Source organism: Enterobacter sp. 22452 (assembly GCF_052045065.1).
In the GTDB taxonomy this organism is placed as follows: domain Bacteria; phylum Pseudomonadota; class Gammaproteobacteria; order Enterobacterales; family Enterobacteriaceae; genus Enterobacter; species Enterobacter mori.
In genome coordinates, this window is sequence record NZ_JBQEOB010000008.1 from 22148 (window position 1) to 48564 (window position 26417).

General features: G+C 47.5%; 35 protein-coding genes and 2 pseudogenes. 14 read left to right on the forward strand and 23 right to left on the reverse strand.

The window, feature by feature from the left end; genetic code table 11:
* Positions 1–197 precede the first annotated feature (197 nt).
* Positions 198–446 (forward strand): hypothetical protein, encoded by a 249-nt coding sequence (locus ACTJJA_RS19600; protein ID WP_044859278.1) that lies wholly within the window; start codon positions 198–200, stop codon positions 444–446.
* A 127-nt stretch (positions 447–573) separates the two neighbouring features.
* Here the strand turns inward: ACTJJA_RS19600 and ACTJJA_RS19605 are convergent, their stop codons facing one another.
* The 18 genes from ACTJJA_RS19605 to ACTJJA_RS19690 form a co-directional block, all read right to left on the reverse strand.
* Positions 574–711 (reverse strand): hypothetical protein, encoded by a 138-nt coding sequence (locus tag ACTJJA_RS19605; RefSeq protein ID WP_164724261.1) that lies wholly within the window; start codon positions 709–711, stop codon positions 574–576.
* Between the two features lie 28 nt (positions 712–739).
* Entirely contained in the window at positions 740–865 is a 126-nt protein-coding gene (locus tag ACTJJA_RS19610; protein ID WP_256572724.1) for a hypothetical protein, read from the reverse strand.
* Positions 866–1135: 270 nt separating this feature from the next.
* The gene (locus ACTJJA_RS19615) at positions 1136–1333 is read right to left on the reverse strand and encodes a hypothetical protein (protein ID WP_440668971.1); all 198 of its coding nucleotides are present in this window, start codon (positions 1331–1333) and stop codon (positions 1136–1138) included.
* A 435-nt stretch (positions 1334–1768) separates the two neighbouring features.
* Entirely contained in the window at positions 1769–2287 is a 519-nt protein-coding gene (locus ACTJJA_RS19620; protein WP_440668972.1) for a hypothetical protein, read from the reverse strand.
* On the reverse strand, positions 2284–2820 hold the full coding sequence (locus ACTJJA_RS19625; protein ID WP_440668973.1) for a lysozyme: 537 nt from the start codon (positions 2818–2820) through the stop codon (positions 2284–2286). The genes ACTJJA_RS19620 and ACTJJA_RS19625 overlap by 4 nt, the downstream gene beginning before the upstream one ends.
* Positions 2820–3035 carry a class II holin family protein gene (locus tag ACTJJA_RS19630; protein WP_044858056.1) on the reverse strand — a complete coding sequence of 72 codons (216 nt, stop codon included), beginning with the start codon at positions 3033–3035 and terminating at the stop codon, positions 2820–2822. The genes ACTJJA_RS19625 and ACTJJA_RS19630 overlap by 1 nt, the downstream gene beginning before the upstream one ends.
* Before the next feature lie 567 nt (positions 3036–3602).
* Complete coding sequence (locus ACTJJA_RS19635; protein ID WP_440669035.1) at positions 3603–3794, reverse strand: hypothetical protein; 192 nt, start codon at positions 3792–3794, stop codon at positions 3603–3605.
* A 192-nt stretch (positions 3795–3986) separates the two neighbouring features.
* The gene (locus ACTJJA_RS19640) at positions 3987–4817 is read right to left on the reverse strand and encodes an antitermination protein Q (protein ID WP_440668974.1); all 831 of its coding nucleotides are present in this window, start codon (positions 4815–4817) and stop codon (positions 3987–3989) included.
* On the reverse strand, positions 4814–5176 hold the full coding sequence (gene rusA / locus ACTJJA_RS19645; RefSeq protein ID WP_440668975.1) for a crossover junction endodeoxyribonuclease RusA: 363 nt from the start codon (positions 5174–5176) through the stop codon (positions 4814–4816). The genes ACTJJA_RS19640 and rusA overlap by 4 nt, the downstream gene beginning before the upstream one ends.
* 2 nt (positions 5177–5178) lie before the next feature.
* Entirely contained in the window at positions 5179–5379 is a 201-nt protein-coding gene (locus tag ACTJJA_RS19650) for a hypothetical protein (RefSeq protein ID WP_063132112.1), read from the reverse strand.
* Between the two features lie 5 nt (positions 5380–5384).
* Positions 5385–5987, reverse strand: coding sequence for a DUF1367 family protein (locus ACTJJA_RS19655; RefSeq protein ID WP_440668976.1), 603 nt, complete (start codon positions 5985–5987; stop codon positions 5385–5387).
* 39 nt (positions 5988–6026) lie between these two features.
* A complete protein-coding gene (locus ACTJJA_RS19660) occupies positions 6027–6269 on the reverse strand; it encodes a hypothetical protein (RefSeq protein ID WP_224065701.1) in 243 nt (80 codons plus the stop codon).
* A 106-nt stretch (positions 6270–6375) separates the two neighbouring features.
* A complete protein-coding gene (locus ACTJJA_RS19665) occupies positions 6376–6600 on the reverse strand; it encodes a DinI family protein (RefSeq protein WP_440668977.1) in 225 nt (74 codons plus the stop codon).
* Between the two features lie 184 nt (positions 6601–6784).
* A complete protein-coding gene (locus ACTJJA_RS19670) occupies positions 6785–8041 on the reverse strand; it encodes a hypothetical protein (RefSeq protein WP_440668978.1) in 1257 nt (418 codons plus the stop codon).
* On the reverse strand, positions 8038–10464 hold the full coding sequence (locus ACTJJA_RS19675; RefSeq protein ID WP_440668979.1) for a TcfC E-set like domain-containing protein: 2427 nt from the start codon (positions 10462–10464) through the stop codon (positions 8038–8040). The genes ACTJJA_RS19670 and ACTJJA_RS19675 overlap by 4 nt, the downstream gene beginning before the upstream one ends.
* Before the next feature lie 62 nt (positions 10465–10526).
* Positions 10527–11051, reverse strand: coding sequence for a CS1 type fimbrial major subunit (locus ACTJJA_RS19680; RefSeq protein ID WP_440668980.1), 525 nt, complete (start codon positions 11049–11051; stop codon positions 10527–10529).
* A gap of 66 nt (positions 11052–11117) precedes the next feature.
* Positions 11118–11882, reverse strand: a complete 765-nt coding sequence (locus tag ACTJJA_RS19685) for a hypothetical protein (protein ID WP_440668981.1) — start codon at positions 11880–11882, stop codon at positions 11118–11120.
* A gap of 60 nt (positions 11883–11942) precedes the next feature.
* Positions 11943–12224 carry a hypothetical protein gene (locus ACTJJA_RS19690; RefSeq protein WP_440668982.1) on the reverse strand — a complete coding sequence of 94 codons (282 nt, stop codon included), beginning with the start codon at positions 12222–12224 and terminating at the stop codon, positions 11943–11945.
* A gap of 331 nt (positions 12225–12555) precedes the next feature.
* On the opposite strand from ACTJJA_RS19690, the gene ACTJJA_RS19695 reads away from it, so the two are divergent.
* Together ACTJJA_RS19695 and ACTJJA_RS19700 are read left to right on the forward strand one after the other, a co-directional pair.
* Positions 12556–13332: a winged helix-turn-helix domain-containing protein gene (locus ACTJJA_RS19695; protein WP_440668983.1), complete on the forward strand. Its 777-nt coding sequence runs from the start codon at positions 12556–12558 to the stop codon at positions 13330–13332.
* A 2-nt stretch (positions 13333–13334) separates the two neighbouring features.
* On the forward strand, positions 13335–13823 hold the full coding sequence (locus ACTJJA_RS19700; protein ID WP_440668984.1) for a hypothetical protein: 489 nt from the start codon (positions 13335–13337) through the stop codon (positions 13821–13823).
* Positions 13824–14008: 185 nt separating this feature from the next.
* On the opposite strand, the pseudogene ACTJJA_RS19705 reads toward ACTJJA_RS19700, so the two are convergent.
* From ACTJJA_RS19705 to ACTJJA_RS19725, 5 genes and pseudogenes are all read right to left on the reverse strand, one after another.
* Positions 14009–14228, reverse strand: a pseudogene (locus tag ACTJJA_RS19705) (DUF7661 family protein).
* Between the two features lie 102 nt (positions 14229–14330).
* A complete protein-coding gene (locus ACTJJA_RS19710; protein ID WP_440668985.1) occupies positions 14331–15029 on the reverse strand; it encodes a replication protein P in 699 nt (232 codons plus the stop codon).
* A complete protein-coding gene (locus ACTJJA_RS19715) occupies positions 15026–15943 on the reverse strand; it encodes a replication protein (protein WP_440668986.1) in 918 nt (305 codons plus the stop codon). The genes ACTJJA_RS19710 and ACTJJA_RS19715 overlap by 4 nt, the downstream gene beginning before the upstream one ends.
* Before the next feature lie 84 nt (positions 15944–16027).
* The gene (locus ACTJJA_RS19720; RefSeq protein WP_440668987.1) at positions 16028–16579 is read right to left on the reverse strand and encodes a toxin YdaT family protein; all 552 of its coding nucleotides are present in this window, start codon (positions 16577–16579) and stop codon (positions 16028–16030) included.
* Between the two features lie 2 nt (positions 16580–16581).
* Complete coding sequence (locus tag ACTJJA_RS19725; protein WP_219259435.1) at positions 16582–16809, reverse strand: transcriptional regulator; 228 nt, start codon at positions 16807–16809, stop codon at positions 16582–16584.
* Between the two features lie 104 nt (positions 16810–16913).
* Here ACTJJA_RS19725 and ACTJJA_RS19730 point away from each other — a divergent pair, with 104 nt between their 5' ends.
* From ACTJJA_RS19730 to rstB, 11 genes and pseudogenes are all read left to right on the forward strand, one after another.
* Positions 16914–17300 (forward strand): helix-turn-helix domain-containing protein, encoded by a 387-nt coding sequence (locus ACTJJA_RS19730; RefSeq protein WP_063617092.1) that lies wholly within the window; start codon positions 16914–16916, stop codon positions 17298–17300.
* Positions 17301–17345: 45 nt separating this feature from the next.
* A complete protein-coding gene (locus tag ACTJJA_RS19735; RefSeq protein ID WP_440668988.1) occupies positions 17346–17792 on the forward strand; it encodes a hypothetical protein in 447 nt (148 codons plus the stop codon).
* The gene (locus ACTJJA_RS19740) at positions 17779–18174 is read left to right on the forward strand and encodes a hypothetical protein (protein ID WP_440668989.1); all 396 of its coding nucleotides are present in this window, start codon (positions 17779–17781) and stop codon (positions 18172–18174) included. Before ACTJJA_RS19735 ends, ACTJJA_RS19740 begins: the two co-directional genes overlap by 14 nt.
* Positions 18175–18495: 321 nt before the next feature.
* Positions 18496–18651: pseudogene (locus ACTJJA_RS19745) on the forward strand (hypothetical protein); the annotation flags it as partial.
* Entirely contained in the window at positions 18644–18808 is a 165-nt protein-coding gene (locus tag ACTJJA_RS19750; RefSeq protein ID WP_440668990.1) for a YdaE family protein, read from the forward strand. The pseudogene ACTJJA_RS19745 and the gene ACTJJA_RS19750, both read left to right, overlap by 8 nt.
* A gap of 140 nt (positions 18809–18948) precedes the next feature.
* Positions 18949–22110: a RecE family exodeoxyribonuclease gene (locus tag ACTJJA_RS19755; RefSeq protein ID WP_440668991.1), complete on the forward strand. Its 3162-nt coding sequence runs from the start codon at positions 18949–18951 to the stop codon at positions 22108–22110.
* A gap of 9 nt (positions 22111–22119) precedes the next feature.
* Positions 22120–23205 carry a RecT family recombinase gene (locus ACTJJA_RS19760; RefSeq protein ID WP_440668992.1) on the forward strand — a complete coding sequence of 362 codons (1086 nt, stop codon included), beginning with the start codon at positions 22120–22122 and terminating at the stop codon, positions 23203–23205.
* Positions 23206–23243: 38 nt separating this feature from the next.
* On the forward strand, positions 23244–23486 hold the full coding sequence (locus ACTJJA_RS19765) for a DUF4060 family protein (RefSeq protein WP_257257974.1): 243 nt from the start codon (positions 23244–23246) through the stop codon (positions 23484–23486).
* Between the two features lie 64 nt (positions 23487–23550).
* Positions 23551–23766: an excisionase family protein gene (gene xisR, locus ACTJJA_RS19770; protein ID WP_047647992.1), complete on the forward strand. Its 216-nt coding sequence runs from the start codon at positions 23551–23553 to the stop codon at positions 23764–23766.
* On the forward strand, positions 23766–25046 hold the full coding sequence (locus tag ACTJJA_RS19775) for an Arm DNA-binding domain-containing protein (RefSeq protein WP_440668993.1): 1281 nt from the start codon (positions 23766–23768) through the stop codon (positions 25044–25046). Before xisR ends, ACTJJA_RS19775 begins: the two co-directional genes overlap by 1 nt.
* A 29-nt stretch (positions 25047–25075) precedes the next feature.
* The gene (gene rstB / locus ACTJJA_RS19780) at positions 25076–26374 is read left to right on the forward strand and encodes a two-component system sensor histidine kinase RstB (protein ID WP_440668994.1); all 1299 of its coding nucleotides are present in this window, start codon (positions 25076–25078) and stop codon (positions 26372–26374) included.
* The last annotated feature ends 43 nt before the right edge of the window (positions 26375–26417 follow it).

Below are 26417 nucleotides of genomic sequence, written 5' to 3' on the forward strand. Positions count from 1 at the left end.
GATGATTCATGACATTATGGCAAATATGCACCACTCCCCTATATGCATATACCCACTAAAATATCATATAACAAAAGGAACTAAAAAAACACTATTTAAGGCATGGTAAAGTCTATAAAGGTGTTACTTGCACACCTTTACAGTAAAATATTTATTTTCTGCTATGATTAATACAACACATAATCCCAGGAGTATATATGTTCACTAAATCCGCAGATAAAAACCAAGAGAAACTTGGTGATATGGAAGGCAGTTTTGGGGGAGCAATTAATCCATCAGAACATCCTGTAATAGAAACCGCAAAAAAATACGCAGCACAAACCAACGATGCCATACGCAGCCACTCTGACGATATAAAATCAAAAATAAAATCAAACCCTCGAACATGCATTGCTATATTAACCAGTGTAGCTTTCGCATTAGGTTTTTTATTGGGGCGTAGATAATAATAAGCATTCAGCCCAAACGTCAAAACCCTTCTTAAATACGTATTTATTCATTCAACTAGGCGCTGAGATGACCAATAAATAATCATCATATTAAACCGCCCTTAGGCGGTTTAATTATTGTATGCTAATTCTGTAAATCTCTTTTATCATCGGGTTCAAGTGGACTTGATGGTTGTCCCTCTCCAGGAAGGTCAAGCGGTTCCTCTTGAGGGGAAGGTTCTAAATCAGGGGCAGGATCATCAAAATCAGGACGTCCGGACATATATACTCCTTAATAATTCATGTACTTTTTATTTCTGATCTCTTTTGGCCGATTTTTTATCCTGTTCATCATTGTTTCGATCTTTCCCTTTTTCTTTCCCATTATTCCTGTCCTGGGACCGCTCATTAGAGATGTTCATATGTTTAGCTTTCATGGGTAACTCCAGTGATAATGACAGCAAATTGCTGTATGTTTATTATAGTAGCAATATAGAAAATAAATCACACATTTGATGTTACTAAAAATATCCCGACCCCATGTCATTAAATACCGGGCATATTAAATGATATACTTACAAATAAATTACAAATAGAGCATCCACTCAGGGAGGAAAAATATTGGCCGCACCCTAAAATTTTGCATCTCCTAAACTAAACAGCATTCAATTGATCCTAAGAAAGAACCACCATAGTTATGTTTTTTCTTAAGACTTCATATGCCGAGCTTTACCACCAGAAAGTGGAATAGTTTCCTCATTTTCTTCATCATTCTTATAAACTTCTATGAATTCATCAGCATGACCAGGAGCGCCTCCTTCATCTTCCCATTCATTTAACGAGTGTAGCCATTCCTCCTGAGTCATGACTTTACCTGCTTTGGTACTACGTAGATGAATAGTCATAACACGCTCCCATTCTTTTACCCAACCAAGAGTATAGCTCAACGCAGTAAATCATCAGTTCGAAAACTCAATTAACCGCGTCAAATATTTGGTTATTTTTTATGGGGATATAACAATAGTCATCTACTATTCGAGAAAATAATTTTCACCAACAGCCTGAGGCTATTCCTATTACTTCCGCTTGCGCTTGTTGATCTCTTGGTTGCGGCCAGGCTATTCATGACTCTGATGAGGAGAATGCCAACTCCAGGGAAACATCCATAAGAAGAGCATGTGAAACTGAGACTCCCCTAGCCCTCCTTGTGGGGGCTTTTTTTTGGGATTGATGCGGTTCGCTTGTTAAATATTGAGTCTTTTCTAGAATTTAAAGGTGCTTTGCTATGTCAGGTAAAGCCGTCGTTCAGAAATACCCGTGTGCTCAAGGACGAGCCATCCCTAGTTTTTCCTTTCCAGCTCTATCTGTCTTATACCAGCCAGATTATTGTTCCCCTTTTCAATCACGGCCAGCAGAGGCTTAATCCAGAGCACTGCCTGGCAGTATGTTATTGAGCTGGAGGCAGCGGTACCATCATCGGCTGCGTCAGATCCGTGGGTATCGGCGTGCATTGCGCTGGAACGTAAACGGTACGCGTATTCGAGCAGCCCACCAGCAATGTCAGCAGGAACAGGAAGATCACAGGTTTTTTCAAGGCGGAGAATCTCCCGGTATTCGATTACGGTTTCTTCGGTTCTGGTGTCGATAAGGGAGTTAAGCCTATTGGCATGCTCCGAAACCTGATTGAATCGATTGAAGTTGAAGGCTTGGGTAGCGATCACCTGCCCCTGCAAAGAGTTGTCACTCCGCAGAACGTCGTTATCGCTCTGAAGGCTACTGGTGTCTGAGCAGCTCTTAACGAGAGCGACTGACAGACCAGCAATAACCACAACCGCGATTGGTAAAAGATTAAATTTCACTGGTCTATCCCCCAGCACGCCAGCGCGCTTTCCTGGTCTCGCCGTTCTACCTGACCGTAGCAGCCGTTCTTCTGGCCTTTAGTCAGGCGGCAGTCGCGGCCACCGTCTCTAATCCACCAGCGAATTGCCTCGCATGCCCCATGGCGGTCACCGGCATTGATGCGCTTATAGAACGTGGACGGGAAGCATTTACCGGGGCCGATGTTATACGGGCAGAAGGATGCGATACCCACCTTCTGTGGTTCTGTCAGAGGCACTTTGATATTGCGATCAACCCAAGCTAATGCCTTATCGCGTTCAATAGCGTTAACCTTCCGGCATTGCTCCTCAGTGGCCGTCATGCCTTTAACAACACGCCTGCCATCGATAACGGTCACGCCGTGACATAAAGACCAGACCCCACCCGGATCAACAACGGCCACCAGCGCATTGCCTTCTTTCTCGCTGATGAATTGGTCGAAAATGAGTGGTGCAGATGCACCTGACGCGATTAGTGTCAGCACTGCTGCACTGAGCTTTGCTTTATTCGACATCATTCACCCCGGGCAGCTTTGCGGCGATCCGCTTTGATTTGGAAATAGAGGTTGGTAAGAAAGGTGAGTAAGCCAAACAGTAAACTACCGATCACACCTATAGCGGCCCATTGTTCGGGTGAGTAACCGTCAAGAAGTCTTCTGAACCAGTAAATGGCACTACCTCCCGATGCGCCATAGGAGATACCAGTAGTTAATTTGTCCATGCGATACATGCTCTCACCTCGCGTAGTTAGCGGGTGCTGTGTGTTTGAAAAGGGTAAGTCCGTCGGGACGATTAACAAGAAGGCGTGTCGATGATGGTACCCAGAGCCTGAAATCAAAAAGCCAGCGACAGGCTGGCAATGTGAGGGTAAGGCAATGAGCAGGGTATTATTTAGAAGCAAGAGACCTTTAAGCTAGCTAAACAGATGGCATTTGTGTAAAAAGATGACATCAATCAGCAGGTGTTCATCGTGAAATACATTCGGCTAATTTTAAAGCTCATAACAGCATCACTATATGTGTTTCTGGTTGTTTTTGGCTCTGGATTTGTAGGTTCGAGTACAGCCAATGCAATTAATCTTGAGACACTTAACCTAAATTACTCATCAATCGCAAAGGACTCGGCGGTATACGCAATCTGCGCAACTGGTGCGACATTAGTTGTTCCGCCTGTCCTATATTTAATCCAGCATTATGTCTGGCCAGTGTTGAAGTTTATAGGCTTAAAGATTCGCTACTTCTTCCATGGATACTAAAAGCCTCGCACAGTAACGAGGCTTCACTTAATTTTTTTCCTGTTACAGCTTTGGCTCTTCAATACGTTCGCTTAGCACTTCGACCTCTCCATTGTTGGCGAGATCATCTCCACGAGTCACACACCATGCGCCGTAAATAGTTTCACCCGACTCTAAATCGTCGATTTTTTCGTGCACGTAGTAAGCGATCTGCCTGCTACCATTGTACTGAATCCAGTAATAGCCTTCTCGCATCATTCCCCCCTCTCCGATATAGAAAGTATAAGAGGCAATGAATAGTGATGGTTTTAGAAATTCTTAAATCGCTATTAAGCAAAAAGCCCCGCGGGTTTAACCGCAGGGCTTTAAACGAAGGCAATAACCCATCGTTAGAGCAAAATTATCACAGATTCGGGAAAAGTAAATAGCTCACGATAAAATAACACCCTATTTTGTTATCTGCTTCAGCTGTGCATCTGCCCATGCTTCTTCCATATCAAACTTGGTGATTAGCTGATCGTAAAATGGCTTAACTGACTTCTTCCAGGTATCGAGGCTGATTACATCTGTTATCTGACACACCGCGGCGTAAGCCTCAGTTGATGGGATCCGCTCGTACCCACGCCCGCAGCAGCGCTTACAATCGGCCAGAACCGGAACGCCCTGCTGCTCTGTTAGAGCCTGATTAATGGCTTTCCCGCGCCCCTGACAGTCATTACAGGCGCAGCTGACAACCTTCTTCCCCTTGCATTCCGGGCACAGCACCCGGGCTACTTCTCGCACCTGGCGTTTGTTTTCGTACTGAGAAGGGATAACTTTCAGCCCCCAAGCGGAGGATTTTTTAATAACATCTTTTGCGTGCCAAGGGGTGCTGGTCTTCATCGTAAACACATCTGCGTCAATGAACCCCTGTCCGTCGCAACATACGCAATGCTTCACACTTGCGGCGCTGCGAGAATAGTCCTCGAACGCGAAGGTGGCCAGCTGATGCATCACCAGTGGTTTAACCCCTGAATCTAGTTTGCGCAGCGCAGCCACCCGATCGCACTTAGTCAACGCGTACTGGGCCAGCAGTTCAATCGCCCTCTCCCGGTCATTGTTGCTGATCCCCATCTTCCCGAGAAAAGCGCTATAACCCAAGGCTGCCCGTTCCTGCGTCATGCCCATAGCGGCCATGATATCCGTTCCGGTTAATGAGTCTGACGCCGTTGCACGCGGAGAATCACTAATCATTTTCGATTTGGCGAAGTGATATTTGAGGGTATTTTCAAGATTCATACGGACTCCAGCTCGGTAATGGTGAGTTCTAATTTCCCGCCCTTAACGACAGGCATTTTCACAACGCGATAATCCACAACCTGGCAGTCATCCAGCCAGAATCCCGCCTTGGTTAAAGCGTCGAAAGCTGCCTTCTGCAGGTTATCCAGATCGCGGCGCCGGCGGTCGGGCATGTGACATTCAATTCGGATTTTGAGTGGTGCGGCCGTGCGGATATTAAGCCGGGCGCTTCGAATTACAGTGGCCACCTCATAGCGATACGCTACGCCATCAGCGCTAATGTGTGTCCGCGCGCGGTTGTGCCGGTAATACCGGTTGTTGCTCGGTGGCCAGGGCAAAGTGATTTGATATGTCTTCACGTTCACCCCCACATCCGGTTTCGCCAGCGACTATCCGGGCGCGCTGGTGTATTTGAAGTCGGAAGGAATGCACTGACAGTCCAGGTCACGTAATCCTGGTTTAGGCTGCGTTCAACTCGCACGCCGCGCGCTTTATAACGCTTAACCAGTTCGTCGGCCTGTTCGGTGCTGCAGTCGGTATGATGGAACCAAGAATATTTCATACCCGTCACCCCACGAAGCCAAGCAGCTGCGCGGCGACATTTTCGGCCTCATCACGACTGCGGAATGAACGGGACAGGACCCAGCGCCAAAGAACATCGAGCGCAGCTTTATAGAGCTGCTGGAATTCGAGCTCGTCCATCTTGACGAATGAGATGCTACGAGGATGCTTTTTAAGTGTTCCGTCGGGCAGCTGAATGGCATCAAAGTGCCCTGCCTCAACGATCACCCATGAGCGGTAAGCATCGAAGGATTTGCACAGGCTAATGCCATTCGTGACACGCCGGTATGGAACCTGCTCAAGATACTGCTCGGCAGCATCGATAAGCGCGCCTTCATTCCCGCCATACGAAGCCAGGAACTTGGCGTAGCCGGTGATCAGCTTCCGCTCGTTACTCGAGATAGCCCCGCCGGTTGGTTCCCAGTATTCAAAACCGAGATTGAGAAGCGCGAAAAAGCGCCGGTGGAATGCCGGGTTTCGTAGCCACCTGAACTCGGCAACAAGAACATCGCCGAGCCGGGTTTTGGATTGCAGGATATCGCTGGTCTCGGGTGTGGCCGGGATCAGTATTCCTGAGTGGTGTTTGATAAGTTGTAATTCTAGCGCCATGGTTCTCTCCGTGGCGCATCAGGTATAGGGTGTTCAGGCCTATGAAAGAATAATATCAGACGGTGGTGTAACTCGGTACCCCAGTCGTTTTGCAAATTGCATAAACCCGTTCAGAGTGAAGATTTCTTCCTCTTCGAGTAATGGTCGTAATGAAACTATTCCATTTACTCGATAAACCAGATATCTCCCTTCCGCCGGGAAGCTATAGATAACTGCTTTATCGGCCCTTCTGACCACGTCGTACCATTGATCATCTGCATTAAAGGCATCTGCACTACACACTATTTCCCCCAGAGCGACTTATTGACGCGATAAATAGTAATCGGGAACAGCCAGGGGAACGCAAACAGCGATACTCTTTGAAACTGCTCCAGTGAAATTCACGCGATTAATAAAACCACTCGTCCGCGCTCTCCCAGGTCTCCTGCAGGATATGTTCGACTTCCTTCTTATCACCACCGAAAACAGTCAGACCATCATTACTGGCACGCTTAATCGTAAGCTGGCAATCTTCAAACTGCTTGCTGAGTCTTTTGAGCAGTTCTGACTCGAGCGCAGGTATAGCTCCATCAGGAAGTTTCTTCATGCGATCAATGGCTAACTCGATTTTCATTTTTCCCTCCGCAGAAACACAACTGTATGCACATACAGTGCATTTATAAACTTATCCTACGGATTTTGCAACTATCTATAGTTACGCTTACGAAGCAAAGCTAGAGAACAGAAGTTATTATTAATGCAATCAGGCCCCCTAAAAGGGGGCCTGATTGCGTTAATTCCCAGAACGTGTTTTGTTATTAATAGATATGAGAGTCGAAAATCACTGTCACTGCACCACGATACGTATCAGGTCGTGAAGATAACATCCTATCTACGTCCTGTTTATTAACCAAAAAATCTACGTAACCATTTTTATTCAAAGCATATGTTTTAGTTTTGAAGATATTTTTATTATTATCTTTAATAATACCTATTCGCTTTCGTCTAACTAATCCACCTGTAGTTCCATCAACAATATTATCAGGCAGTGTCAAAAAAGTTTGAACAGGTACTGCTTGTTCAGATTTATCACTTTTTAGAGCACAATTATCCTCTATTTGATATTCACACTGAAGATAAGTGGTAAAAGATCCTGAAGAAGATATTGCAAAATTACTTATGCCGGTCATTTCTGGGGTTACTCGAGTTATCATCCAACGTTCCCAATTAGCGTCCCCATGCTCTGCAGTACATCTTTTACCTGGTTCACAAGGTTGCATAGAAACATTTTGTTCTTCAATATTGGCTGTAATTTTAAGTTCATGGTTTACGGAAAGCTTAAAATTAAGCACAATTACATTATCCGAAGCTTTAAAGTTGTCTCCGAAATCCATATCCGCTCCTGGGCCTACATCCAACCGGAGCGTTCCTTGATAAACCCCGGATTCCATTTCCAATGGGTTAGGCGTTTTGAGTTCATAACCGAAACTTATTGTATCCACTCTTTTAATATACTTACTGTCACCTTCAGGGCGGTCAACAGATGTAATATTATAACAACCACCAACCCCCTCTGGGTACGACCATAACCATGTAAACATTGAATTTGACCCCCATCCAGGGGCTCGGAACACACATCCCCCAGTAGGGTAAGAGAAGTAAGGGACGTTTTTCCAATCATAGACTCCGTGATCACTTGAGGCTATATATGCTGCACTCAATACGTTCATTCTAAATAAAACTGTTGCTTTATTAGTGCCATTAGTGACTTCAACCTCACGAAAAGAGGAAGGTAATTTAAAAAAAAGACTATCTCTTGGCTGATCATTAACAGTAAGGGATTTAGAAGGTATCAACTCTATTCCCGTCGCAAGACTAGTATCACCAGGGTGACATTGATCAGGATAAATCGCACAATATCCGCCCTGAGGCGTCGTATTCGTAAATACATTATTTTCTGGAGCCCAGATGGAAGGGGTGAAAGTAGCTGTAATATCTAAAGTCACAGCATCAACTGATACTGTAAATGCTAACATCATGATACCTGAGAAATAGCCCAGTTTGTTTATTCTCATTTTTTATCTCCTTCATGCTCCACGCTGCATATCAACGCATTAAAAAAGCGTACAGAAGTATTTTGAAGATCCTCAATAACTGGCAAGATACATGTCAGCGCTGGTTTCCCATCTTCAGATCTCATTTTTAATATTCGATTGTTTCTGCCTGTCTCTAATGTCAGAACGCCTTCTGCATTAATTACCGAGCCGCTAACATCGCTTTCAACGAATCTGTTTTTCAGAAGTTTACCTTGCTCATCTAGTAAAGTTCCGATAAATGAATAGGTCTTAACCGCATTTACTTTCACGTACTGCACGCTGCCCTTGTTTAGTTGTATACTCTCTTGTTCTGGGAAAACTTTAACGCTATCTCCTCCAGTGGCACTAAATTGAATTACGTCCCTTTTCCACTGTTCTGCTGGTACAACATTTCTACCGGGGGTTAAGCGGATCTCAGAGAATTTTCCCGAGGCCTGGATACCGATATCATCCTCATCCGATTCAACATCCACAATCAGAGCAGAACTCATACCACGAGTGGTACTGCCGCTGACCGATGCTATCTTTCCTCCACCCAGCATCAACACTTGACTCAGGTTTCCTCCTGCTGTGTTTGTGCTTCCCTGAGTATTGTGTTGCACCCAGCCATCACCGCTTGCGAATGTCGTATCTACAGAAGCATTTGCGCTTAATACAGTATTCTGGGAGCTATATGACAAACTTCCTCCCATCGTGCGAAGTACGCTTTCATCCTCTGGCTGATACTGATAACTGAGACTTGAATACCCGCGATTTTGATTCATCCCAGTTTCCGCTGATACTGTGTGCATTGAAGATGGAGTCAGAGACAAGCTAAGACCCAGCGATACGCCATTATCTCGGCGCTTATTACCGTAACCTGGCCTATCCCAGCCACTGACTCTAAAGTTCATATTTCTTCCAGCTAACGAACCCAGAGTCGTCGTCGAGACATCAGCACCAAATCCCTTGCGCCAGGGGGTATCGATATACTGGCCGTTTACTGTCAGTGATGTTGACCAAGGTAGTCGTAACGACAAAGTTGATCCCCAGGTATTGCCCTGCTGACGGTTTCGAGTCTGATAGCCGTATACGTCAGTTGTAGTTGACCTCCAATATAGGCTCGCCGAGCCTCCACCAGGAATGGTACGGTAGTAACGAAAATCGGTATTTTGATTTGACTGGTTGTCATCACTACCTGTTGTATATTGCGCAAACAACGAATCGTTCGGTGAAAGCGTAACATTACTTCTTATCCGGACCTGATGTTCGTTCTCCGTGATTGCGCCGCTCAAGCCCATAACCACCCGCGGGTGAATAAGATAGTCAATGCCGCCGCCCGCCGCTCCAGGATTAACGTGGTCGTCGCCATAACGATTGTTAGTACCGATGGTTCGCTGCTGACCACCCCAAAGGTTCAGGCGCCAGCGCTTATCGGGGTTGTTCCAGCCCTGAGGTTTATAAATCTGGGCCTGCTGGGTGTCGATGGTTTGGCCGTTTTCAATAATTTTTATGGTAATGTCGTAAATACCGCCGGGTAGACGACGAGTGTCGAGTGCCTGCACACCCGCTTCCAACTGCTGAGTATGAATAAGCCGCCCGTCGCGCCAAACTTCCGCAATGGACTGATGTTGCCCAGTTACATAGACTGGCCAAGCACTGACACTGTCACCATTAATTAGTAAGGAGTCAGACGTACCCCACATGGCGCCTACTACCGTGTCATATCCGAAGCCTGTCATTTCTACGTTACCAGTATCACTGTCAGGTGTGAAAAAGCCTAGTCGAATAAAATGACCGGGTAATTCTTTCTGGGAATATAGTTCGTATAGGTTACTGCTGCTGAAATGATATTTTCCGTCTGTACCAGAAGACTGAAATGAGGCTTTCTGACTCCACCCCAGCAAAGAGGCGGTAAGTGATGAGTTGATACCCCAACTGCGGGTACTATCGCTGTTAGTCACAGAAATATCATTATACATTATCATCCCACCAGGCATTCCCTCCGGTAATGAGATGAAGCTTTCTTGAGTTTTTGCTGTTTCATAATCTGATGTATATAGCTTCAGTATTGAGCTATCTAATCGGTATTCCGCTGCCATAAGACCAGGGGGACAGTCTTTAGAACATTCCCCTACTGACACCCCTTTCTCCAACGCCTCTTTCCATCGGTTCCTAATGATCGGATCAATGTTATCTGACTCTTCAACGATACGAATAAGGCGAACGTTACCACCTTCTGTTAAGGTGATGGCAGCCTCGAATAACAGTGAGTCGTTCAAAAAAACCTGGGCATGAACTTCTGACTCATAAAAGTAACGTCTGAAATCCTCGGGAAGAGCCCGCATATTAGAGGCAAGTGTAATATCCGCTTCTGCATTGAAGAATGGGTACATAGATAAAAGCAACACGAATCTTTTCATATAAAAAGCCGCTGCAGCAATACAGCGGCCTCCTCTGTCAGGTTAAAGAAACAAGCCAGAAGTTATGGTGTCACTACTACAGGCTCAAAAATCATGGCCACAGACCCGGTAAACATACCGTTTACGGTGAGTGCGGCATCGTCAGCCTGCATGATTTTTAGGGCAGTACGGCCACCAGCTTTAGCTGCAGTTGCACTTACCACTTCGGATGCAGTTTTAGTAACAGGCATATTGTTAAAGGTCACAGCCAATGGAATGACATCCGTACCGTTTGAAAGCTGTGGTTTACCGTCAGAATTGAGGTTACCAGTGAGAGTTGCCTGGATGGCCCCAGCGGTGTTTTTGTATTGGAACTGTTTTTCAAAAACCTGAAGTTTGCTGCTTGCAATGTCATAACCCATATCTTGGGTCTGGTCGATCCAGCCTGAATCTACCGGGAGAACCTGGAAGGAATCTGATGGCACGGTAGCCGACAGGTTGATAGTGTAACTTTGGCTATCAGCTGCGTTTGCTGCACCTGTCATTGCCGCACAAGCAAAGATAGCCGCAGAAATACTAGTTTTGATTGCAGTTAATTGACGATTCATTAAAAACTCCTTAAGGTTATTTCGTCCAAAATTCGCACAAAAGAGTGCTAGTGAATTAAACAGGTATTAAAAAGACTTCGCCTGCTTATTGTTTCCCTCGATGAGAGTGAAATTTGTTTTAAAATCTTTTTTGCCAGTAATTGAATGGCTACGCCCAGGAAGAATAAACTCTCGACTGACTTCCCCACAGTCTGTATTAGCAGTTCGACACTGGCGAATATCCTCTAGTACTACCGTTGCATTACCATTGTTAGTGACAGTAACACCGCCAGTGGTATTATTTTTAATTCTTGTATGAAATTTAGGCTTCTCAGGTTGAACAATTACAATAGCTCCATATCCCGTAAGAATATTTACACCAGCCTGAAGTGTATCTTTTCTGTATTGTCCTGCGGCCTTGCTATCGAGACCAAAACCATCATCAGCTTGTGGCATAACAGGGGTAAACCGAACACGAAAATACCGTTCCTTGTCTCGCATCCCTGGCCACATCACACGAACCGACTGAAACCCATTTGGTGGAATGATCATCCTCAAAGGTGTAACAACCAGCCTATTTTTTTCGAGAACATTACCATCCATCTCTTTCACGGGGCTTTCATTATTAGAGGTGTTTTTGCTATTCGGATCTATCTCTAGCAATTCAACTCTCACAAAGGCAGTAGAGTCGCCACTGTTATAAATACGCTTTGAAAAACTCTGACTTTCAGGAGTTAGTACATCATACATGCTTCCTATACCAATCATCGGAGCTGAGTTGACCGATGCAGAGAAGATTCCCAGAGATAGAACTACCCCTGCCAAATTCATGACATTTTTAAAATTAAACATAACACCTCATTCCACACTTGGTAGTTTCTGTGTAGTTTGATGAATACTGCGTGAACAGAATTAATCTAATGAACGATCAACAATCAACGCATCATAAATTAAAAACTTAATAATTCTCAACTCATCAAAATAATCACTTCCGTTATCGTGTATTTCAAGACATTGGGTGACTTTTCCTTTCAGCCAGTTTAATGCAAGTCCGTCTGGCTTTTTGTCACACACAAACTCAAGGAAATTTATCATTTCATGACATTCTATAAACCCATAATGATTTAGCTTAGTTGATAGTTCATCACAAGTAATCTCAGCAGAAAATGAGTATTCTTTACTGCACATTTTCACTGTCGACTCCTATTCCAGCTTCCACATAGTTCGAATGCATAAATCAGTCACATAGCTCATTCGACAACTTGGACTGCCTAACATCGTGCTCAATTATCAGAGTTATGTTGCGGCAACTTTTCGATGGGCAGAAATTTACCATCAAAAACCGAAAATGGAATCTTTATATTATAAATATTGATTTTATAGAATATTAAGCTGATTTATAAATTTTTATAGACCAATACACTAACCAGAAAGACATCCGTTAGGAAATTTCCTAACATGGGTTTATCCAGAAGGTTGTAGGATGTAGAATTTTCAGCGTGTTTTGAAGAGGAAATGAGGGATTATGCTTTATATCATCGAGGATTTGATCTGTTTTCGCACAGATGATGGTGCGCTCTGGACCAATAATGACGAAAAAGATAGTTTAATCCTCAGCCCCATCGTTGCACGACTATTCCAACTTTTCTTACAAGAGCAAGGTAAACTGCTTACAAGAGAAGAAATTATGCATTACGTTTGGGAGAAGCACGGGCTGGAGGCTTCCAACAACAGCCTTAATCAGTATGTATCCCAACTAAGAAAATTGATGGCTAATTTTCAGTTACCTGACGATTCTATTAGAACAGTTCCGAGGGAAGGATTCGTACTCAATAGCACGTTGAATATCAAGATCGAGAATGAATCAGAACTTGTGACGCTTCCTTCATTGAGTGCAGAATTACCTCAACCGATAAAGAAATCGAAGCGCTCCATTGTTACGTGGCTGAGTATCAGTTTATTTATTGTACTCATTAGCACTCCATTTTCTGTTATCAACTTAATTGATATGACGCACAAAAAAAGCATGTCCATTAGCTCTGAGAAAATTGGTGCGATTGGGGACTGCCCAGTCTATTCTGTGTTAATGGGACGGAATTCAAGAATGAACGAAGTACTTTCTTTCGCTCAAAATTATATTGAGGAAAATAACATCTCATGCAACGGCAATAGCAAAGTTTACTTTTTCGCAACTGGCGGAATCTTAAAGAATCAGGGTGGAAGAGCTTTTTTATCCCATTGCCAGATAAAAGACAATGAAATTGTTTCCTGTATTGATTATACATATCACTCATGGATGTAAATATGCATATCTCCATATCTATTTTAAAAAACAGAAAATCCATCACTTTCATATTACTTTCTTTTATTTTGTTGTCGGCAATCTTTACCTACTTTAAATATCGTAATCGCGTTATCATTGACTGCGATGCAGATTTTGTTTTCAGTGCACCTCAAAAACAGTATCTGATTAAAGGTACTATGAAACTCAAAATGGACCATAGTAGAAACGGGCACATCAGAATTGATGGTGTTGTTGAGTCCAATAACGAGCAGTCGTGGCTAAATCGCGATGCGATTTTTACATATAATCAACTTGATGCTTCCTCATTCAGAATGGAGAATCTTAAAGTAATAAAAGGTGAACGTGATAATGCATCAGATAAAGATTTTTCTGATAATTTCTATTCGCTAGCACTTAAATCGCGCAACGTCCTTACAATATACAGGATTGAGAACGGCTACTTGGTAGGTAATTACCGGGCTCCCGTTTTCATGTGCCTAACACCATAATGCCAAATTTGGCCTTACCATCTCAGTATTACCAAGCAACTTCTCCAGTGGGCGTCCTAAAAGTTCGCCCAACTTATGTACCTCTTTACACCTTCAATTCACCACCAACAGCACAATTGCGATCCAAATAGATACGTAGCGCTTCGTGTCAAAGCGGACTCAACGTAATGCGATCCATTAAACCCTTATTCGATGCGTTCTACATTTGGATGACGCTCGGTTGCAGCGTCATGGAAAATGTCACCAAGCTAGTTGGCAATCTCGCCTTCTTTCATATCGTCTGGAATAGCAATGTCAAAGAGTCGAGAAAATTTACTATCCGTCAGGTCAGCACGGAATACCAGCCAGCGATATTTTTTTACGTTGGACGCCAATATTCCGTCCAAAAACGTTATATATGAACATATACAATCTCCGACCAAGCTATTGAGTCCTTGAATCTATAATACATACATTAGACGCCCAGCGAGGATGAAAATCCAACGTCCGCGAAATCACTGATAACTGTCAATTCCTTCGCTCTAAACTCCCACCAGCCTTCATCCGCTCATACTTTGCTTTTAGCAGCTCAGCTGGTGTCGGCCCCTTCGGAGCAACTGGTGCTGCCAATGCCCGACGCACTGGCGGAATCGGCTTACCGGCCAGCACCCGCTTTTCCCACATGTCCAGAATATCGCCAGCCTCATGCTCAAGCTCTTTCTGGCTCAACTGACCATCTGTTCCACGGCGCCGCAGCTCCAGACAGATGTGGTAAAAAACAGGCTTTGGCCAGGGATACTGCTCGCTGCTCGGGTACCGGAACACCAGCTTGCGCCACTTCCAGTATTCAGCCATCACGTCAGCGGTGGTGATCCCCAGCACACAGCGCCCTTCCCTGCACCACTTGATGAACTGGCCTGGCGAAGGCAGGAATGGACGCTCCTGACGGCGTACCATGCGCATACCGGCCTCAACCTGCTCCAGAGTGGTGATCCCGTTTTCTTTGAACGCCAACACCCACTGCCGGCGGATCTCATTCACGTCTTCCTGACTGCGGTTAACCAGGCTTGCCGGGAACGCGGCAGCCAGCTGTACGAACAGCCCGTTGATAATCTGCGCCACCTGCTGCGTTTGTTCGCGTTCGGTGTACTGCTCAGACATGTTGTGTGCCACACGGCGTGCCTGTTCCCGGTCAAAATTGCGAATGCTCTCGGCTAGGTTTTTCATTCCAGCACCCCATCAATCCAGTCGGTGTTATGCAGGTCAATGCCGCCCTGGTATGGCTTTGCCGTTCCGGTTGCACGCAGCCGCTTCGTGGTGAGCTGATCCCACTGTTTGCGAAGACTCGAGGGACTCAGGATGTTGTCTTTCCAGAACTCATCTCGGTTGGCCCACTGGAACAGGTCACAGATTTCGTAGTGAGTACGCTTGTCCTGGACACGCATCAGCCTGATGGTGTTTGCCCATTCAGCCCAGTTTGGTTCGGATAGCGATGCGTTGACGGTGAGAAGCCTGTCGTAAATCCAGCGTGCGGCCTTGAGGTCGTCAGCGGATCCCCATGATTTGCCTGCCGGGGTGTATATCCCGGCGGCAGCTTCAGGATGGCGTGAGAGAAATTTTTGAGTTTTCTGGTTTCGGGATTCGTCAGAATTCCGAGACGAGGATATTTTAATATTGTTCTTGTTATAGTCTTGGGTGTCTACCGTTTCCGGGAAGGTTTTTCCCGTATTCGGTAACACTTTTCCCGATTTCGGGAAGACTTTTCCCGTTTTCGGTTTGTCTAAAATCCAGGCGGAAAGGTCAGTATTTATACCGACCGTTTTCATCACGCCCTGCTTCTGACTGAAGATAATTTTGCGTTCTGCGAGCGATTTGAGCGCATCAGAAACATGCGAATCACTCAGCCCTGTAAGCTCAGCGATAACCGTGTTTGTAACGCGGTCCTGTTTCTTGTTCCAGCCGTAGGTAAGCCAGATCACCGCCTCAAAACACTGCCACTCCCGGCCTGACATTCTCAGACGAGGCTTGAGCTGTTGGATCTCGTTAGCGACCTTGGTATACCCGTTTGACAGGTCGGCCATACGACCTCCCGGTTGTTCGGTTCTGTGGGGGAAATTGATAATTTCAGCTGTGTTTGACATACTTAGCTCCGCAATTACACTCCGTTTTTGCACCTGAAAGCCGTTGGTGTTCGAGCACCGCGGCTTTCGCCTTTTCTGAAGTCTTCACATTGCCCCCAGCATGGTTGTCACCATCGCCAGCAGAGGTGCCGTAAGGTCAGGATCGACTCTGAACATCTCAAAAATCCCCTCGCCTAACTCCTTCAGCTTTTCCTTCTTCGGCGCATCGAGCATCAGAGCTTGCTTCGCCTCACTCACCTCTTTTTCCAACCTGGCCATCCGGTAGGCAAACGAGTCGTTCTTTACGACGCGGTCGCGGTATCGAATCGGTAATACAGACATGATCGCGGGCACCAGCTGTTCGACGTTCTTTCGGTAAGATGCGGAGTCTTCTTTGTTGTCCAGCCATCGGAACAGCTTCACGTTCCAGACATCTGCCTGGCCTGAGAAATCCACGCCAGCAAGTTGGAGTTCTTCCGCCGCTTCTTGGATTTGAAGTGCCACAGCTACGCGCCCTTCTGCCGCTGCCCAAGCTCGGACCGCTGAGCAGATATCTCGATGAGCAATATCCTGCGTTGCCGGTTCGCTTTGATGACACGGGAATATCAGTGGATTAGAGGAAGCTCTGTTACTCTGTTGGAATGAAACAGTCTGCATTGTTAAGGCTCCTGTTTAGGTAAACCATCTGTGGGGTTTGGGTAGAGATCGGGGCGCAGTTCGTGGGGAGTTACGCCAGTTACTGCGTAAATTGGCAGGACCCGATCTGCTGGTACCACACCGTGGTATCGGTTTTTCCAGCGACTGATCGACATAGGTTTTATACCCAGCATGGATGCTAGATTTGTTGCTGTGCCAGCTGATTTAATAGCTTTAGTTAAACCGTTCATTATTGTCTCCGTCTTGAATACAACCAAATTAAGCCTAAAGCTTAATAACATGTCAAGCTCCAGGCGAATTTTCAAGTTTAAGCAAAAGGCTTATTCTTTTAACCATGAAAGAGAAAACCGTACTTAATCCACTACTTGTCGACCGCCTTTCAGAGCTGAATGGACGTGGTATGACCAAATCCGATATGGCCAGGGTTGCTGGGGTAACTCCGCAATCTGTAAACGGCTGGTTTAAGAAAGGTGTGATCAGTAAGAAATCCGCACTTGCCGTTGCTGACGCAGCTGGCGTATCTGTGCCATGGTTGCTCGGTGAGGACGTTGGTGAGAAAGATGGTCTGAAGCCAGATGAACAGCGCCTGCTGGAACTCTACCGACAACTGCCAGAAGAAGAGCAACGCAACATGCTACGTATTGTTTCTTTGCGACTGAAAGAGCTAGACGAATTGTATGCAAAATATATGGGTAGACGCTTAAAAGGTGAGTCAGATTAGTCAGCTAACAAATACGTACGTTTGTTCGTTCAGGAAAGCAAAGTTATGACCATCCAAGAAAGAATTTCTTACGTCATCCCAATTGCGGTTGTAGAAGACACCTCCGGTATTCCTATATTGGTTTATGAATTCGACGAATGGAGTGGAGAGGCAGACATAGCTTTTGGCGTTTTCTTTATAGGTCTTCATGCAGGCAAAGATTACATCGTTGCTGTAAAAGTTCTCAGTGAAGATCACAATGAAACCCTGATCGCTATTGATTCTGATGAGTTCATGAACAAGCGTTCTTTTCGAGTTTCTACTTCTCCTGATGGCGAGACTGTTGTAACAGCATCCCTAAAAGTTAACTTCGACAATGTTAAAGTCGAGAATCCAGGCATCTATGAGGTTCAAGCTGTACTGATCGATGCCTCTACAAAAAAGATACTTAGCGTCGCAAGTTCATTTTTTGACATCAAGCCAACAGGGATGATTCGTAATGAATTTAGATAATTCGATAGTGCAACTTCGACCAAATCAGGACGTCTACAAGCATCATGGACAGTCCTCTGGTGAAGATGCATACTCCCAGTATGGCGGTGGTAATGGCGGAGGCAATGGCATGCTTGAAGCAAGGGTAGCAAAGCTTGAGTCTGATGTTGGTTACATAAGGCGTGATGTCGACGAACTAAGAGCTGATGTAAGGTTGATCAACCAAAACATGACTGTAGCTCTTGAACGCCTTGAAGCTATCCGGCTTTCTCTTGATAAAAAACCATCGACAGATATTGTCGAAAAGAAAATAACAGATGCTAAATTAGCAATTTTGTTGGGTGTTCCTGCAATAATCGCTATTGGTACTGGTTTGTACAAATACCTGCAACACTATATGTAGCTTAACCCCCCTGCTTGTTTTCCTTCAAATTTCATTACTACTGGCCCGTTCTTTATACTGAGCGCAGCTTTCAATCATCCACTCCTCCTATCTCGACCACTGAGTCGAGATTTTTTTTGCTACCCGTACGTCGATCATCATCTTTAAGCCTGAAACTTACACCCAAACTCAATCCTGGGCTTGACACAATTTAAGCCCCAGGCTTAATATTGCATTACCAAGACGCACTACAAACCACCAAGGCAGGACGCCCACGAAGTAGCCGCCGACGGCATACGAATAGTCGGATGAGGTGAAGAGATTAACGCGCATCAGGTGTAAACGTTCCGCTGGCCGGCGATAAGGCAAACGAGGGTGAGAATGATTGATTTCGCACGTAAACCAGGACGGCAGCAGGCCGTAAAACTGAATTTTTTCGAGGTGATTCTTCGCCGCTTTTGCTACCTGTTGGCGCAAAAGGGGAATCCAGATGTGTAACTCAACGAACTGCGGGTACTGCCACAAGCCGGTTGAACCGGAGGAAGTAGTCAAAAGTACCCTTCTCTATCGCAACGGCGCACAGCTGGCGCGCAAAGAAAAAGAATACTGCTCTGAACGTTGTGCTTCCTACGACCAAATGGCCCACGAGGCATAACGTAAAAGCCGCGCAAGGCGGCCCGTACGTCCGGTGCTCCCGACCAAAGTTACACCGGAAAACTACTTAAAAAACCAAAGTTCACCCAATGGGCGCTATCTCTGGCCCGGGGATCTTACATCCAAAAAAGAGGATCTCACATGGAATTTTTCTATGTAGTGAAGGCTACGCAGAAATCTGGCAAAGAAGACGCAGTGATTTGGTTCACTGCTAAATCAGAAGCCCGTGCCAACCTGCAGCTCGATGTTGAGCTGGAAGATGCTTGTATTGAAACCGGACGCGGGAAGGATTACGCCAAACCGGTTCGCACCGATTTCCCTGTTTACAACGATCTGCCTGAAGAAAGCACAGTGGATTACACCTGGTGCAAACGCTACGAACTGCAGGACGATGGACGCACCTGGCTGCCAAAGACTGGTGCTGAATCTACTGGAGCCGTGGACAACACTGCCGCACCGGAACCGACCGTTAAAGTCGAAACTACTGTCGAGAGTGTCACGCTTGATAACCGTACTCCAGCGGTCCGTTTTGCCGTCCACCTGACCAGCGACAAATACCAGTCACATATCACTAAAGAGCAGCAGCTGGTTGCCAGCGAAATGTCACTGGATGAAGGCAACACCTATCTCCAGAACCTGCTGCTGGCGAAGAACGGCATCCCTGAAGTTGCCGAACTCAGCCTGAACGCTGAGTGGAAACTGGTTCAGGCGATTAAGCAGGTATTTGCGCCAGATGAAGAGCACGAAGTAAAGCTACTTGCTGCTTTCATGGCCGACTGGTTGAGAGTAGATGCAGGTGACCGCAATGAGTTAGTTAGAGAGTGGAGAAGCGGAAAGCTTTCTCTTCTCAAATCAGAAAGCACTAACGACATCGATGTTACAACCGGTCAGGATCCAGAACCTGAAAACGGTCTTCAGATTGACGAGAATGATGACGAAACCACTCGTTATCCAGTCGTGCGTATGCCGTTCCGGAAGCAGCTACTCGCCCAGTTCACCGCCGACGAACTGCGCCACCACTTAACCCGCGAAGAGTACGAAGCTATCAGTGCGCTGGAGATGGACACTGACAACAGCTATGTCCAGAACCTGCTGCTGGCGGGAGAAAACTGCGAAGAGGTTAAGGGTTACGACACCAAAGACCTGTGGCGCTATACCGACGCCATTCGCAAGGTGTTCAGCCAAGAAAAGCGTCACGAACTCGCTTTGGTTCTCCGTTTCACCAGAATCTGGGCGGCGACTGATTATATTGACCGCGGCATTCTCGTTCGCGAGTGGGCAGCCGGTAATCGCATCAGTAATGTTCAGCGCACCGATTCTGGTACTAATGCCGACGGTGGCTACGTAACGGATCGCGGCGAAGGCGCGCATCACACTCTGGACACTCTCGATCTTGAGATCGCATGCGCTCTACTGCCTATGGACTTCCACCACTTCGAGATTCCTTCGAGCGTGTTACGACGTGCCAAAGAAATCGTGGCTAAGAAAGAAGAACCATGGAAATCATGGAGCGCCATCCTGCGTAATCAGCCCGGCGTACTGGCGGTGAACCGTGCGGCAATCTTCAATCTGATCCGCATCGCACCAGAAAACATTCATCACACGCCAGCGGCTCATCTTGAGTTTGTGAATAAAACCATGACGGCTGAGTTTAACTCTGCTGTGGAGTTGCTGCCGCTGTCTACTCCGGCTGTTGAGACCGAAGCACCTGTTGAACAACCGCAGGTTGAAAATCTCGGCAGTGGAGTGTTCTCCATCGATGGTCTGATGGTTGGAAATACCGCCCCGGGCATCAATACCACCTCAAATGAAGTCGAAAAAACGGAAAACGCAGCGGAGACCACCAGCGATGTGCAGATGGAAACGGCTAAGCCAGAGAAAGACGAAGATGTTGGTTCGGTACCACCGGGCGAAAGCACTGATGCAGCTAATTCGCAGACAGATTCCGTAGAAGCAGACCAGTTGCAGGAAACAACAATTGACGTTCAGGAATCGAACCCAGAAGTGGAGTTCCCTGCAGACTTCGAACCTGGCCGCTACGAAGGCCTACCGAATGACGTTTATCACGCAGCAAACGGTATTAGCTCAACCCAGGTGAAAGATGCCCGCGTCAGCCTGATGTACTTCAACGCGCGCCATGTGGCTAAAACAATACCGCGCACAGCATCCAAAGTGCTGGACATGGGGAACCTAGTGCACGCCCTTGCATTGCAGCCGGAAAACCTCGAAGCAGAGTTCAGCGTAGAACCTGAGATCCCGGAGGGGGCTTTCACCACCACCGCGACTTTGCGTGAGTTCATCGACGCGTACAACGCCAGCCTGCCGGCACTACTAAGCGCTGACGAGATCAAAGCGTTGCTTGAAGAACATAACACATCCCTTCCCGCTCCAGTGCCGCTTGGCGCGAGCCTGGAAGAAACGGCTCAAAGCTATATGGTTCTCCCTGCTGAGTACCAGCGTATTGAAGAAGGCCAGAAGCAAACGGCAACGGCAATGAAGGCATGCATTAAAGAGTACAACGCCACCCTGCCCGTGCCGGTTAAAACCAGTGGCAGCCGCGATGCGCAACTCGAGCAATTAGCGATCATCAATCCTGATTTGGTGGCACAGGAAGCGCAGAAACCGACACCTCTGAAAGTGTCCGGTACCAAAGCAGACATGATCCAGGCAGTTAAATCAGTTAAGCCCGATGCCATATTCGCCGACGAACTGTTGGATGCCTGGCGCGACAACCCTGGCGAAAAGATTCTGGTTACCCGCCAGCAGCTGGCCACAGCGCGTGCAATTCAGTCTGCACTCCTGGCGCACCCGACCGCCGGCATGCTGCTGACACATCCAAGCCGCGCCGTTGAAGTGAGCTACTTCGGTTTCGACGACGAAACCGGATTAGAAGTGCGTGTACGCCCTGACCTCGAGATTGAACTGGACGGCGTGCGCATCGGTGCTGACCTGAAAACCATCAGCATGTGGAATGTGAAGCAGGAAAGCCTGCGCGCCAGGCTGCACAGGGAAATCATAGACCGTGACTATCACCTCAGCGCGGCTATGTATTGCGAGACCGCGGCGCTGGACCAGTTCTTCTGGATTTTCGTTAACAAAGACGAGAACTACCACTGGATCGCCATCATTGAGGCGTCCACAGAACTGCTGGAACTGGGCATGCTCGAGTACCGCAAAACGATGCGCGCCATCGCAACCGGATTCGACACGGGCGAATGGCCAGCGCCGATCACTACCGATTACACCGATGAACTGAACGACTTCGACCTGCGCCGCCTCGAAGCGCTGCGCGCTCAGGCTTAAGGGGGATTTATGCATAGCACTAACGTTACCGTTGCTGACCAGAACACCGTTATTAACTCCAACGTGGCTCTGTTCGATTCCCAGTATCTGAACGCCATCAGCACGTTCGCGCAAATTATGGCCCAGGGCACCGCGACTGTTCCTAAGCACCTGCAGGGCAACCAGGCCGACTGCATGGCTGTAGCGATGCAAGCGGCACAGTGGCAGATGAATCCCTTTGCCGTGGCGCAGAAGACGCACCTGATTAACGGTGTGCTCGGGTATGAAGCGCAGCTCGTTAATGCCGTCATTTCACGCAGCGGCGTGCTGGCCAGCCGGTTTGAATATGAATGGTATGGGCCATGGGAAAAGGTCGTTGGAAAATTCCATATCCGCAAAGGCGACAAAGGCGAGTACCGTGTCCCGGGCTGGACCCTGGCTGACGAAGCCGGGATCGGCATCATTATCCGCGCAACCCTGAAAGGCGAAGATCAGCCGAGGGAACTTGATTTACTGCTGGCTCAGGCCCGCACCAGAAACTCTACCCTGTGGGCAGACGATCCTCGCCAGCAGCTGGCGTACCTGGCCGTCAAACGCTGGGCGAGACTGTTCTGCCCGGATGTGATTCTGGGCGTTTACACCCCGGATGAGCTCGATGATCGCCGTGAAGAACGAGAGGTAAACCCCGTACCGGCGCAGCACGTAAGCCTTGCAGACATTTCAGGTGACAACGTCACTACCACTCAAACGGCTCAGGAATCAGCTCAAAACATCGATGCACTTGCTGATGATTTCCGTGATCGCATCGAGGCGGCTCAGGATGTGGATAGCGCTAAAGCTCTGCGCGCAGATATTGAAACCGTCAAAGCAACGCTGGGTTCTGCCCTGTTCACTGAGCTGAAAAACAAGGCCGTGAAGCGTTATTACCTGGTTGATGCACGGAACAAAGTCGAAGCAGCCATCAATTCCTTGCCATCTTCAGATGAGCCGGATGCAGCTGCGCGGTTCGCGGAAGTAGAGCGCGTTCTTGCATCATCGAAACGCCATCTGGGCGACGAACTGCATGGTCAGTTCAGCATCACCCTGGCGGATATGAAACCGGAATACGTGGACTAACGAGATCGGGAGGGGAAACCCTCCCTCAAGGAGAAGAAATGCGACTGATTAATCGAGGCAGTAAGCAATCCCCTTTGGCTCGCCAGGCATGTGAAATCGCACTCGCAGCCCACCAGCAAAGATATGGTGACTATGGGCGCAGCAAGATGAAAGAGACCTATACGGTAAGAGTGGAAGGCGTGAAGGTCTGGGTTGAAGTGGTCAACTGCAAGGCAAGCTACGTGGCCACAGCAATGACCGGCATGCGCCGACTGCGTTCCCTGCCCGGCCAGACAAACTGAAACTGAAATATCAACGACTAAAGACCGGCATATCTATACTCATGCCGGTTACCTGAGGTGAACCATGTCGCAGGTAATTTACGATTCAGAATGGGGCGTTGCTTCAAAACTAAAAGAGAAGACAGGCCTTACAGATCGTCAGATTAAAAGCTATCGCCAAACCTCCTGGGTAGAAGGTGTTCATTTTAAGAGAATCCCATTGGATGGAAGCAGCTCCGAAGAGCGAGGACTTGTCTGGTACAACATCCCAAACATTAACAGGTTTGTGAAGGAGGCATAATGGCTGCAATGCCAACGGGTGTTGAGATCCACAACAATAAGATACGAATTAGTTTCAAGTTTCAGGGCGTTAGATGTCGAGAAACATTGAAAGGATGGATCGTAAATGCATCGAATCTCAAAAAAGCCGGGAATCTAAGGGCCAAAATTGTAAGCGAGATTCAACTGGGCACTTTTGACTACCGGGGCATGTTCCCGGAGTCAAAGGTGGCAGCAAAGTTTTATACATCTAAAAACATTACGACGTTCTCCGAACTTGCATCAACCTGGTATGAAAACCATAAAATCGATCTCTCCCCCAATGCCACAAGAAGCTATGGGATAGCTGTAAGAACGTTAACAAAACTAATCGGCCCTGAAACGCTGGTTGCATCCATCACCAACAGCGACATTCTGGGCTGGAGAAAGGAATTACTGACTGGCGAGACTAACTATGCACCCGAAAAGAGGAGAAATAAAACCGGCCGCGCCGTTAGAACAGTAGATTATTATCTGGCCATCCTGCGACAAATCCTCGACTATGCGGTTAAAAATAAAGTCATTTCATATCAACCATATGTCGGGATAAAAAGGCTTCGCAAAGGGCAAACAAAACCAGATCCGCTTCTGAGACATGAATTTGAGCAATTGAAAGATACTGCTCCGGCTCAGCAGAAAAACATGTGGCAATTTTTTGCTTACACTGGCGTTCGGCCCGGAGAGCTTTGCGCTCTTGCCTGGGAGGATATCGATCTTAATTCCGGCGAAGCCAACATTGCGCGCAATCTAACTCAGGAAGGCTTGTTTGGACCACCTAAAACCGAAGCAGGATACCGGACGATAAAGTTACTGGAGCCGGCTCTGGAGGCTTTGCGAGCTCAAAAGGAGCTTACGGGGAGTGCCCCTAAGATACCAATCACTTTTCACCACCGGGAGTTCGGTAAAACGGAAACGCAGAAACTGCACTTTGTGTTTATGCCTCGACCTCAGAAAGGCAAGCAAGCTGCGTACTATTCAGTCAGCTCAATTGTGTCACTATGGGATATTACGGTAAGACGATCGGGCATTCGCCGCAGACGCCCCTATCAGCTGCGTCATACATACGCGTGCTGGATGTTGTCGGCAGGTGCTAATCCTGCTTTTATTGCGAATCAGATGGGTCATGAGAATGCAGAGATGGTCTTCCATGTATACTCTGCCTGGATAAATGCTCTCGATAGCGATCAGGTATCATTTTTGAATCAGCGCTTTGGTGGATATACAAATGCCCCTATAGTGCCCCTGAAGGTAAAAACAAAGTAGTTAATTACTTGATTTTCCGGTGATATTTAATGAAAAAGCTGTTTGTGCAGTTTTATCTTTTGCTGTTTGTCTGCTTCCTGGTGATGACCATGCTGGTCGGGCTGGTCTATAAATTTACCGCCGAACGTGCGGGCAGGCAGTCGCTGGACGATCTGATGAAAAGCTCGCTCTATCTGATGCGTAGCGAGCTGCGGGAAATTCCCCCGCACGACTGGGCGAAAACCCTTAAAGAGCTGGATTTAAATCTGTCGTTCGATCTGCGCATCGAGCCATTGAAAGATTTCGATTTAGATGCCCCCACCCTGCAACGTTTGCGTGACGGGGACATTGTGGCGCTGGATGAGAAGTACACCTTTATCCAGCGTATTCCTCGCAGCCATTACGTACTGGCCGTCGGGCCGGTGCCTTATCTGTATTATCTGCATCAGATGCGCCTGTTAGACCTCGCCCTGCTGGCGTTTATTGCCATTTCACTGGCTTTTCCGGTGTTTATCTGGATGCGCCCACACTGGCAGGACATGCTGAAACTGGAATCTGCCGCGCAGCGTTTTGGGGAGGGTCATCTTACCGAGCGGATTCATTTCGACAGCGGTTCCAGTTTCGATCGCCTCGGCATTGCGTTTAACCAGATGGCCGATAACATTAATGCCTTGATTGCCAGCAAGAAACAGCTGATCGACGGAATTGCTCACGAGTTGCGTACCCCGCTGGTTCGCCTGCGCTATCGGCTGGAGATGAGTGAGAACCTGACCGAGGCGGAGAATCAGGCGCTGAATCGCGACATTGGCCAGCTTGAAGCGCTGATTGAGGAGCTGCTGACCTACGCGCGCCTCGACCGTCCGCAAAACGAGCTTAACCTCAGCACGCCGGATCTGCCCGTCTGGTTACAGGCGCATATTGATGATGTGCAGAGCGTTAATCCGCAACGCACGCTGTTAACGGCGGTGACGCCGGGGGATTACGGCGCGCTGGATATGCGCCTGATGGAGCGCGTGCTGGATAACCTGATGAATAACGCCATGCGCTACAGCGAGAGTACGCTGCGGATTGGCCTGGATTTGCAGGGCAATCAGGCGAGCCTGACCGTAGAGGATGACGGACCGGGAATTTCCCCGGAAGCACGAGAAACCGTGTTTGAACCCTTTGTCCGCCTCGACCCCAGCCGCGATCGCGCCACCGGAGGCTGTGGCCTTGGGCTGGCGATCGTCTACTCTATCGCCCAGGCGATGGGCGGCACGGTACATTGTGAGGCGACCGAACTTGGCGGCGCGCGCTTCTGCTTTAGCTGGCCGGTGTACCATAACATCGCCCTTCCCGTCCCTGTCTGACCTCAACCGCACGCTGGCCTGACCCGGCGTGCTGTGCTATATG